This window comes from Oscillatoria sp. HE19RPO, from assembly GCF_024220515.1.
GTDB lineage: Bacteria > Cyanobacteriota > Cyanobacteriia > Cyanobacteriales > Laspinemataceae > Laspinema.
Map to the genome: position 1 here is coordinate 1 of NZ_JAMXOT010000183.1, position 9,858 is coordinate 9,858.

The following is a 9,858-nucleotide window of genomic DNA, read 5'->3' on the forward strand; positions in this document are numbered from 1 at the left end:
CCAAAAAATAAAACCTTCAAAAAACCCGCACCCTGAAGGGTGGGGCTACACGGACAAAGCCCGCCTGCGCGGGCTAAAAGAGCCTTGTTAGGTGCGATCGCATCAAAGCAAGGATGATTTATTTGTTGGAATACCCTAATTGTGATGAATTGTCTCAAGAAACCCCATTTTTCTTCCCAAGATTGTACCGGCATCCTGGATTGTTTTGTAATCCCAAATGAAAAGACGCCCTTGCTTCATCTCAGGAGTACAATTGTACATCTGAGAACAGGGGCGTCTTATATTTAACCGGGAATTGAACCGGGAAAAATTTAGAATAGACCGAGAGTCAGAGACTTGTCGATCGGCATGATTGCGCCGACTCCCAACCAGATGGTGAACAAAGTACCAAACAGGAACACTGCCGTTGCCAAAGGACGACGGAAGGGGTTTTGGAATTTGTTGACATTCTCAATAAAGGGAATAACCATCAAACCAACGGGAATCGCACCCATCAAGGCAATTCCTAACAGTTTGTTAGGAACGACACGCAGCATCTGGAAGGAAGGCCACAAATACCATTCGGGCAGAATTTCCAGAGGGGTGGCAAAGGGGTCAGCGGGTTCTCCGACCATTGCAGGGTCGAGAACACCCAATCCAACACACAGGGCGATCGTCCCGAGAATAACTACGGGGAAGACATACAGCAGGTCATTTGGCCAAGCGGGTTCGCCATAATAGTTATGGCCCATCCCCATTGCCAATTTCTCCCGCAACTTCGGATCGCTCAGATCCGGCTTTTTCAAAATAGACATCTTTGAGAATCCTCTCCTTATTGTTAAGGTCGGCAGGTCTTGGCTGCAATTGCTAAAAGGATACAGCGATCGCAGGGTGATGAATGTCAAGCAAGGATCTCTTTACAAGGGACCGGAAATACCTTGCTTGCGAATCATTAAGAAGTGCAGCAACATGAACACGGCAATCAGCCAAGGCAACACGAAGGTGTGCAAGCTGTAATAGCGAGTCAAGGTGCCTTGACCCACACTGGTCCCACCGCGAAGCAGTTCAACAATGGTCGAACCGACAACAGGGATGGCTTCGGGTACCCCAGAGACGATCTTAACGGCCCAGTAACCCACTTGGTCCCAAGGGAGAGAGTAGCCGGTGACGCCAAAGGAGACGGTAATCGTTGCTAAGATCACGCCGGTGACCCAGGTGAGTTCCCGAGGTTTTTTGAAACCGCCGGTTAGGTACACTCGGAACACGTGCAGAATCATCATCAGGACCATCATACTGGCGGACCAGCGATGAACGGAACGGATGAGCCAGCCGAAGTTGACCTCAGTCATCAGGTACTGGATGGAGGAAAAGGCTTCGGTAACGGTGGGGCGATAATAGAAGGTCATCGCGAACCCAGTGGCAAATTGGATGAGGAAGCAGACTAGGGTAATCCCGCCCAAGCAGTAGAAGATATTGACATGGGGAGGGACGTACTTGCTGGTGATGTCCTCAGCAAGCGCCTGAATTTCGAGGCGCTCTTCAAACCACTGGTATGTTTTGGAGTTCGTTACGTCTTTGGAAAACATTGCAGCAAGCGTTCCGAAAAGATTAATGCGTTTCTTCCAAAATGTAACATAATCTAAACACTATTTTCATAAATCTAAGTCCCGTTGGCGATCGCCGCTAATCCCTTTCCCCTTGCCCCTCCGGTACAAAGGATTGGGGTGGGGATCAGCCGGGAAGGTGGGGGGTTACTTTTATGAGAAAAGGTCAGCCTCAAAGGGGGCGATCGCCTTACTTCCGGTCCCCTCCCCTGTGTCTTGGTCCGGGTTAGGGTGGGGTTCTTTTGACCGGGCGGTAAGCGGAGCTATCCCGTAGGGAATCGCCGACTGCGCGTCACTCATGAGAGGCGATCGCACCTGTATAGAGGTTGGTCCAACCTAATTTCTACGCGCAAGCGCCATAGCGCTTGCGCGTGAACTCTCCACCCACTCATTCCTCTTGACGAGCGGTAAGCGGAGCTATCCCGTAGGGAATCGCGCGTCAAATAGAGGACCCCACCCTAACCCGGACCAAGACACAGGGGAGGGGACCGGAGTAAGTCCTCCTAATGCTAGATAGCGAAATCCCCTAACCTGGGGTAACTTGAGCTCATACATTTAGACTTATAAAATTTGATATAAGCTTTAATCAACCTTTCAAAATCGGCATTATGGCAAAACGAGTATTCCGAGTAGGGCTGTTATTGGTCTTGCAATTTACCCTTGCCTGTTGCTGGTGGACGCCAGAGGCATTGGCCCTAACCGAAGAGCAGCAGTTGATTTCACAAGCGTGGCGGATCGTGAACTACTCTTATGTAGATGAGAGTTTTAACCATCAAAATTGGTGGTTCGTGCGGCAAAAGGCACTGAAACATCCCCTAAAAAATCGTGAAGAAACTTATGGGCAGATTCAAGAAATGCTCGCGAGTTTGGATGACCCCTTTACCCGATTATTAAAACCCGATCAGTATCGAAGTTTACAAGTGAACACCTCGGGAGAGTTAACTGGGGTGGGTTTACAAATTGCCCTAGATGAGGAGACGGGAACCGTCGCCGTGATTGCCCCGATTGATGGGTCCCCAGGCCAGAAAGCGGGATTGCTCCCGGGCGATCGCATTTTGAAAATTGAAGGCACCTCTACGGTGGGTTTAACCTTAGATGAAGCCGCAGCGAGAATGCGCGGCCCCATTGGAACCCCCGTCACCCTCACCATTAGGCGAGCCGAAACTCAAGCGGTGGAAGAGGTTCCTCTGGTGCGGGAGTTGATTGCCTTAAACCCCGTTAACTCAAAATTGCAGCAAACTCCTGATGGTCGTTCCGTGGGCTACATTCGCCTGAGTCAATTCAACGCCAATGCAGCCACAGAAATTGCCCAAACGGTGCGGGAGTTTGAGGAGCAAGGGGCGGATGCCTACATTCTCGACTTGCGGAGCAATCCGGGGGGACTCTTACAAGCGGGGATAGAAATTGCCCGATTGTGGCTCGATGGCGGTACGATAGTATATACAGTCAACCGACAAGGCATAGTCGGCAGCTTTGAAGCGATGGATGAAGCATTGACCGACGATCCCTTAGTGGTGTTAGTCGATCGCGGAACTGCCAGCGCCAGTGAAATTCTGGCCGGTGCTCTACAGGATAATGGACGAGCCTTGTTGGTGGGAGAAAAAACCTTTGGCAAGGGGTTGATTCAGTCCCTATTTGACTTAGCCGATGGTTCGGGATTAGCGGTAACCGTGGCGAAGTACGAAACGCCAAATCACCGGGATATCCATAAGTTGGGGATCGTTCCGGATAAAGAGGTGGCATTAGAGCCGATATCACGCGATCGCTTGGCAACGGAGTTCGATCGCCAATATCAAGCGGCATTGGACTTACTCATTGATCCCAAGGTGGTGGCGGGTGTCCACTAGGGTTGGGGCGGTTGTCCAGATCCAGGGGGTGCTTCAGCGACTCGGCTTGAACCGGACAGGGGCCGTCCTGGGTCAAATTTGAACCACGGGAGGCGGTTTAAGGGTCTAAACCGTTCAATGGATTTAAAATACCTGGTGTAAGGGCGATCGCCTGAACCCGTTCGGGAGTGATAGACGCCGGTTTGACAAAGGACAAGTCGCACTCCCTCACCCGGGACGATCCGGATTGAAAAGTGACACATCCGCAAAGCCAACTTGGAGAGGACCTGGGTAAGGTGATTCTAGTGGGTTATGGAAGAGGATGAAACAGTATGAATCCTGGCTTTTTTGGTCATCAGCAACATAGAAATAGCTATCCCTGCACTCCGGATTCGGCTTTGACAAATCAAGGGTCGGGTCTGGTTAAGGGGCCTGCAAGGGGCAAACGCCAGCGCCGGTCTACTTGGGAAGGCCCCTCCCCCACTGGGGTGGCATTGGGGTCCCAAGGGTTATCCCCGCAGCAGTTACGTCAACAAGCGAGTTTGACGGTTCAACGGGGAGACTATGCCGGGGCGATCGCCCTGCTGAGTTCGTTAGTCTCTCAGAATCTCGCCAGTGCGATTGACTACAACAATCGGGGGTTGATGTATTTTCAAAGTGGGGAGTATGAGAAGGCCCTGGCTGATTATAACTATGCCATTGAGCTCGATTCTCAACTGTCCCAAGCCTACAACAATCGGGGCAATTGCTATGCCGCTTTAGGGTTGCGCGTAGAAGCAACCTTGGATTATGACATGGCGATCGACCTGAATCCGTTTAACGTGCGGGCGCTGATCAATCAGGGGATCACCTTGCGAGAAATGGAAATCTATGAATTGGCGATCGAGAATTTTGAGATAGCTTTGGGACTCGGGCAAATTGAAGGGCATATTTTTGCGGAACGAGGCCGGACCTATCATGTGATGGGAGAATGGAACGCGGCGATCGCCGACTATCGACGGGCCCTGGAATTTCTGCCTGAATCTACCGCTTCATCCCCTGAAGTATCCACTCGGTTGCGATCGCTGGTCAAAAATTGGATTCATGAACTGATTGGATCCTCCGACACCGATCCCACTTCTTAAATGAGAATGTTCATCAGAGCCATCGTCCTACTTCCTCGGATAAAAACCGTCACGAAAGCATAACCGGCAAAAGATGCCAAGGTTATGCTATTTGTGTAAGCCTGCTCTTACCCTGCCTACCCGCCTTGTTAAAGGGGTTAACGCTTCACTGGGGCAGTCGGCTTATTTATCAATCACAATTTGAACTTTATTGGGATCGACTCGATAGCTGTGTTCTTCCATAATACTCGTCGCTTGTTCCGGAGCCATCAACCGTTGCAGTTCGGCTTGCAAGCGATTCACGCGAGTTTCAACATGGTTGACTTCAGCCCGAATATCCTGTAAATCTTGCTGCCGAGATTGTTGATACGGAAGCAGGGTGATCACCGCAGAGACAGCAACCACCGAAAGCACCGCGTTGACGGCTAACTTCACCGTCGTTTCAGCGGCGATCGCCCGGTAAAGATGTCGCCGTTGGTGCTGTTGCGACAACCCGCGTCTTTTTGGACGTCGCGTTTCCACAGGTATTAAATGGGGCGTTGAGGGTTGAATTGCATTCATGAGAGTGACTATCCCTTACCTTGCCTGAAATATCAGTTTCAATTCAAAAAAAAGCATTGACCCGATCTAACCCGGGCTTTGTGGTTGCGCGGCAGGACGAGCGCGTATCCCACCTGAATTCTACTCCCTTGTTTAGAGATCAACAGCCTACCTTAAGACTTTTTTTTGAAAAAGGCTTGCAAAAAATTCCTCAACCCTTCAATCATCCCCCGGATCCACCCGTTAGGGGATCCTGATTAGCGATTTTGGGGTCTCGCATTAATTTAGGAAATAGGTTCCCGAATAAATAGCCGGTCAAGGACCCTTACTCTAGGCAAGGTTCCTGGACCGGCCCTGATCCCTTAGACTGGGACAACCTTACTTGTACAGTTCGGTTGCCAGACGGAAGGCTAAGATTCCCGGAATTAAAGCAACAACCAGTGCGACTAAGACTTGGGTTTCAGAGATTCCCATAATTCAGACCTCCTTGATATTTGGATATTTTTAACTAATGTCGGCTATTTCGTGCCGTGAGGAAACCCATTGTTACAATATGCAACAAATAGTTCTGCCATTTTACTGCCTCTCGGGACTCAACAGGACTCTCAACGAGGGGGATCAGGCCGAATTTATTCCCGGAAACGGGAGATCCGGTGTACTGAAATTTGTAATAAAAGGTTAAGCTGATTGAAGACCGCTGATCATTCGAGCCTAAGTGATTGCCCCCGATTTTGACCGAGGTCGCTGCAACTAGCCGACTGCTCTCGACTCGCACAGAGGGCTTCACCGGCCCAAATCCCTCGTCAGATGAGGGCTTTTCGCGACTCAAAGGCAGAAAGAGGGAAAATCATGGCGTAATGATTGGCTTGGTTTCCCTGCGTGACCGCTATCAAGGAAAATTTTTCGTTAATGCTAGACCGATTTAGTGATTTTTATCCCCATAATATCGGAATTGAAACAGGTTTCCTGCTGCTGATTTTAGTAGCGTTGGAGTCGGTGCTCTCGGCAGACAATGCGATCGCCCTAGCATCGATTGCCCAAGGATTATCGGACCCCAAGATCCAGCGTCAGGCCCTCAATTTTGGTCTACTGGCCGCTTTTATCCTCCGGATAGCGCTGATTTTTACCGCCACTTGGGTAATCAACTTTTGGCAGTTCCAGCTCGTTGGCGCGCTTTATTTGTTGTGGTTAGTCTTTCAATATTTTACGTCCTCAGAAGGCGAAGACAATCAGCGCAGTGGCCCGAAATATAATTCATTGTGGCAAGCAATTCCCATCATTGCCATGACGGATTTGGCCTTTTCGTTGGATAGTGTCACCACCGCCATTGCTGTTTCCTCAGAAATTTGGTTGATTGTGACCGGCGCAACCATTGGCATTGTTGCCCTAAGATTTATGGCGGGGTTATTTATCCGCTGGTTGGATGAATATGTCCACCTCGAAGATGCGGGCTATATTACCGTAGGCTTGGTGGGATTGCGTCTGCTGCTGCGCGTGTTTGATGCCGATTTCATCCTACCGGAATGGTTCTTGATTTCCTCGGTGGTGGTGTTATTCATCTGGGGATTTTCCCTCAAAAAGCCTGAGACTGAACTGGAAAACGTCGTTGAATCTGCAATGATGAGTAACGATGCAGAGGCCCTGGCTTCAATTCAAGAAACGGAAGAAGTCATTCAGGACTAAGCGTCGAGAAGAATTAAGAATTCACCCAGGGAAATTCTTAATTCTGACCGCTTAGTCCTGGAGCCTCAAAGTCTCGGCTTCCAAATAAAAAGGCCGATCGCCGCTATTCGTAAAGCCAACCTGCCATCGCTGAATCCCAACTCACCAGTTCTTCCGGTGTAAACCACAGGCTAATTTCCTTGGCAGCAGTTTCGATCGCATCGGACCCGTGGATCAAGTTGCGTCCGACACTCACACCAAAGTCGCCGCGAATCGTCCCGGGTTCTGCCGTTAAGGGATTGGTTGCACCAATGATTTTTCGAGCGGAAGAAACCACTCCATCTCCTTCCCATACCATTGCCACCAATGGACCCGAGGTGATGAACTTCACTAACCCAGGAAAGAACGCTTTTTCCTGGTGAACCTCGTAATGTTTTTCGGCCAACTCCCGAGGCACGCTCATCATTTTCAGTCCCACCAGGGTAAACCCTTTGGCTTCAAACCGCCGAATAATTTCCCCGATGAGTTTGCGTTGGACTCCATCGGGCTTGATTGCGATAAATGTCCGTTCCAAACCAATCTCCTAGCACTTGACGATTAACAACTATCACCCTTTAAGCCTATCTCAGAACGTCCCCTCCTCCAGGTCGGAGCCTGAACCAATTTCTCAACTGATCGGTTCGGTGTTATCTGAAATACACGAGTTTTCGTGCAATATGCTAACATCCACGGTTATGAGAGCGCTATTTTATTCTGCCGGTTGAGGCCGAATTCACCCCGGTTAATCCAGGGAAAGGGAGCGCTGCATGACATCCCTTGGCGGGATGAAAATTAACGATTGAATGGACTGGGAGCGCGTTGTTGCAAGGCCGCGAAGAAATTATGGGAGTTAAGCCAAATATCGCCGAGACCAACCTCGGGGAAAACTCGACGGATGGGAACGGGACCGAAGACCGGGGGTCAGGGGCGATCGCCCCAATTGTGTTGCATCCCTCTAAGCAGGCACAACCTTGGACGATTGAGGAGAGTGAGGAACTGTATCGGATTCAAGGCTGGGGAGAGCCTTATTTTTCCATTAATGCGGCAGGTCATGTGACGGTCTCTCCCCGGGGCGATCGCGGTGGGTCGTTGGATTTACTAGAACTGGTCCAAGCCCTCGGACAGCGTAATCTGGATTTACCCCTGCTGATTCGCTTTTCGGATATTTTAGAAGACCGGATCGAGCGGTTGAATGCTTGCTTTTCTAAGGCGATCGCTCGCTACAAGTACCCCGGAGTCTATCGGGGTGTATTTCCAGTCAAGTGCAACCAACAACGCCATCTGATTGAGGATTTAGTCCGCTTCGGTCAACCCCATCAATTTGGCCTGGAAGCAGGTTCTAAACCCGAACTGATGATTGCCCTCGCGACGCTGAAAACCGAGGGGGCCCTGGTGATTTGTAATGGCTACAAAGACCGAGAATACATTGAAACGGCAATTTTAGCCCAGCGGCTGGGTCAACGGGCGATCGTGGTGATCGAACAGTTGGAAGAGGTGGAGATGGTGATCGCTGCCTCGAAAAACCTCGGGATTCAGCCCATCTTAGGGGTGCGGGCTAAACTGATGAGCAAAGGGATTGGCCGCTGGGGGGGTTCCTCGGGCGATCGGGCTAAATTTGGTCTGACTATTCCTGAAATCATCCATGCGGTAGATCAACTTGCTGCCGCTGATATGCTCTCCTGTCTCCAGTTGTTACATTTCCATATTGGTTCGCAAATTTCTGCCATTAGCAAGGTGAAAGATGCTATCCGCGAATCCAGCCAGATTTATGTAGAGTTGGCCAAGTTGGGAGCCAATATGAAGTATTTGGATGTTGGCGGTGGTTTAGGCGTCGATTACGATGGCTCTAAAACCAATTTCCATGCTTCCAAAAACTACAATATGCAAAACTACGCCAATGATATTGTGGCGGAAGTGAAGGAAGCTTGCGAAGAAGGTCAGGTGCCGATGCCGACTCTAATTAGTGAAAGTGGACGGGCGATCGCCTCCCATCAATCGGTGTTAATTTTTAATGTTCTCGGCACCAGTGATGTTTCGATTCAACCCCCGGAACCGAGTACGGAAAAAGAACATCTGATTCTGCGGAATCTGTCAGATACCTATCACTCGATTAAAGCTGAAAATTACCAAGAAGCCTATCACGATGCCATCCAATTTAAAGAGGAGGCGATTAGCTTATTTAATTTCGGCTATTTGAGCTTGCGGGAACGCGCCAGGGCGGAACAACTCTACTGGGCTTGTTGTGGGAAAATTCAAGAAATTGTTCGGGGTGTCGATTATGTCCCGGATGATTTGGAGGAGTTGGAAAAAATTATGGCCTCCATCTACTACATTAATTTGTCGGTCTTCCAATCGGCACCAGATAGTTGGGCGATCGACCAATTATTCCCAATTATGCCCATTCATCGCTTAGATGAAAAACCCACGGAGCGCGCTACTCTGGCGGATTTGACCTGTGATAGTGACGGTAAAATTGACCAATTCATTGACTTGCTCGATGTCAAGCACGTTCTGGAATTGCATCGCCTCAAACCCGAGGAACCGTACTATTTAGGAATGTTTCTCGGCGGTGCTTATCAGGAAATTATGGGCAATCTGCATAATTTGTTTGGGGATACCAATACTGTGCATATTAAGCTGACTCCCAAAGGCTATGAAATCGAGCACGTGGTTAAGGGGGATACGATGAAAGAAGTCCTCAGTTATGTCCAATACGATGCTGAAGACATGATTGAAAGTATCCGCAAGCAGACGGAACAAGCGTTAAAGGATGGGAATATTACCCTACAGGAATCTCAACGATTGCTGCAAAATTACGAGCGCTGTTTGGGTCGTTACACTTATTTAACGACATAGGTCTAAGGCAGACAAACTTCTGGATTAAACCTCTGGCCAAATTCTCTTATTTTGCAAGAGGTCTAATGTAGAGGCGATTCGCGAATCGCCTCTACACATTTTTAAGGTGAAGTCTCAAAAGGGGAGTAATCCGTTATTTTGCAAGAGGTCTAATGTAGAGGCGATTCGCGAATCGCTTCTACACATTTTTAAGCTCAAGTCTCAAAAGGGGAGTAATCCGTTATTTTACAAGAGGTCTAATGTAGAGGC

11 protein-coding genes are annotated in these 9,858 nt (G+C 49.5%); 4 read left to right on the top strand and 7 right to left on the bottom strand.

Translation table 11 applies throughout. The annotated features are described in order from the left end of the window. The 3 genes from NG833_RS17165 to petB all read right to left on the bottom strand — a co-directional run. The coding region (locus NG833_RS17165) for a hypothetical protein (protein ID WP_254566505.1) at positions 1-194 on the bottom strand (194 nt) is incomplete at its 3' end. A 117-nt stretch (positions 195-311) separates the two neighbouring features. Continuing rightward, complete coding sequence (petD, locus tag NG833_RS17170; protein WP_254566506.1) at positions 312-794, bottom strand: cytochrome b6-f complex subunit IV; 483 nt, start codon at positions 792-794, stop codon at positions 312-314. Between the two features lie 102 nt (positions 795-896). Further along, on the bottom strand, positions 897-1,565 hold the full coding sequence (gene petB / locus NG833_RS17175) for a cytochrome b6 (RefSeq protein ID WP_254566507.1): 669 nt from the start codon (positions 1,563-1,565) through the stop codon (positions 897-899). A 626-nt stretch (positions 1,566-2,191) separates the two neighbouring features. Here petB and ctpA point away from each other — a divergent pair. After that, entirely contained in the window at positions 2,192-3,430 is a 1,239-nt protein-coding gene (gene ctpA / locus NG833_RS17180; RefSeq protein ID WP_254566508.1) for a carboxyl-terminal processing protease CtpA, read from the top strand. On the opposite strand, the gene NG833_RS17185 is transcribed toward ctpA, so the two are convergent. Further along, positions 3,427-3,633, bottom strand: coding sequence for a hypothetical protein (locus tag NG833_RS17185; RefSeq protein WP_254566509.1), 207 nt, complete (start codon positions 3,631-3,633; stop codon positions 3,427-3,429). The two genes, ctpA and NG833_RS17185, sit on opposite strands and share 4 nt — an antisense overlap. Positions 3,634-3,741: 108 nt before the next feature. On the opposite strand from NG833_RS17185, the gene NG833_RS17190 reads away from it, so the two are divergent. Further along, on the top strand, positions 3,742-4,533 hold the full coding sequence (locus NG833_RS17190; RefSeq protein WP_254566510.1) for a tetratricopeptide repeat protein: 792 nt from the start codon (positions 3,742-3,744) through the stop codon (positions 4,531-4,533). A gap of 162 nt (positions 4,534-4,695) precedes the next feature. On the opposite strand, the gene NG833_RS17195 is transcribed toward NG833_RS17190, so the two are convergent. Together NG833_RS17195 and psaM are read right to left on the bottom strand one after the other, a co-directional pair. Then, on the bottom strand, positions 4,696-5,073 hold the full coding sequence (locus NG833_RS17195; RefSeq protein WP_254566511.1) for a hypothetical protein: 378 nt from the start codon (positions 5,071-5,073) through the stop codon (positions 4,696-4,698). 357 nt (positions 5,074-5,430) lie between these two features. Beyond that, positions 5,431-5,526, bottom strand: a complete 96-nt coding sequence (psaM, locus tag NG833_RS17200) for a photosystem I reaction center subunit XII (protein WP_015148281.1) — start codon at positions 5,524-5,526, stop codon at positions 5,431-5,433. A 435-nt stretch (positions 5,527-5,961) separates the two neighbouring features. Between psaM and NG833_RS17205 the strand changes: the two genes are divergently transcribed. Then, positions 5,962-6,735 carry a TerC family protein gene (locus tag NG833_RS17205; protein ID WP_254566512.1) on the top strand — a complete coding sequence of 258 codons (774 nt, stop codon included), beginning with the start codon at positions 5,962-5,964 and terminating at the stop codon, positions 6,733-6,735. Between the two features lie 103 nt (positions 6,736-6,838). Here NG833_RS17205 and ndk read toward each other — a convergent pair whose 3' ends face one another. Beyond that, positions 6,839-7,288 (bottom strand): nucleoside-diphosphate kinase, encoded by a 450-nt coding sequence (gene ndk, locus NG833_RS17210; RefSeq protein WP_254566513.1) that lies wholly within the window; start codon positions 7,286-7,288, stop codon positions 6,839-6,841. A 308-nt stretch (positions 7,289-7,596) separates the two neighbouring features. Here ndk and speA point away from each other — a divergent pair, with 308 nt between their 5' ends. Next, positions 7,597-9,609, top strand: a complete 2,013-nt coding sequence (speA, locus tag NG833_RS17215; protein ID WP_254566514.1) for a biosynthetic arginine decarboxylase — start codon at positions 7,597-7,599, stop codon at positions 9,607-9,609. The last annotated feature ends 249 nt before the right edge of the window (positions 9,610-9,858 follow it).

What these genes read in the sequence shown, in the direction of transcription:
- petD (WP_254566506.1), bottom strand. Translation starts at nt 794, where the DNA reads ATGTCTATTTTGAAAAAGCCGGATCTGAGCGATCCGAAGTTGCGGGAG.
- psaM (WP_015148281.1), bottom strand. Translation starts at nt 5,526, where the DNA reads ATGGGAATCTCTGAAACCCAAGTCTTAGTCGCACTGGTTGTTGCTTTA.
- ctpA (WP_254566508.1), top strand. Translation starts at nt 2,192, where the DNA reads ATGGCAAAACGAGTATTCCGAGTAGGGCTGTTATTGGTCTTGCAATTT.
- petB (WP_254566507.1), bottom strand. Translation starts at nt 1,565, where the DNA reads ATGTTTTCCAAAGACGTAACGAACTCCAAAACATACCAGTGGTTTGAA.
- NG833_RS17190 (WP_254566510.1), top strand. Translation starts at nt 3,742, where the DNA reads ATGAATCCTGGCTTTTTTGGTCATCAGCAACATAGAAATAGCTATCCC.
- speA (WP_254566514.1), top strand. Translation starts at nt 7,597, where the DNA reads ATGGGAGTTAAGCCAAATATCGCCGAGACCAACCTCGGGGAAAACTCG.
- NG833_RS17195 (WP_254566511.1), bottom strand. Translation starts at nt 5,073, where the DNA reads ATGAATGCAATTCAACCCTCAACGCCCCATTTAATACCTGTGGAAACG.
- NG833_RS17205 (WP_254566512.1), top strand. Translation starts at nt 5,962, where the DNA reads ATGCTAGACCGATTTAGTGATTTTTATCCCCATAATATCGGAATTGAA.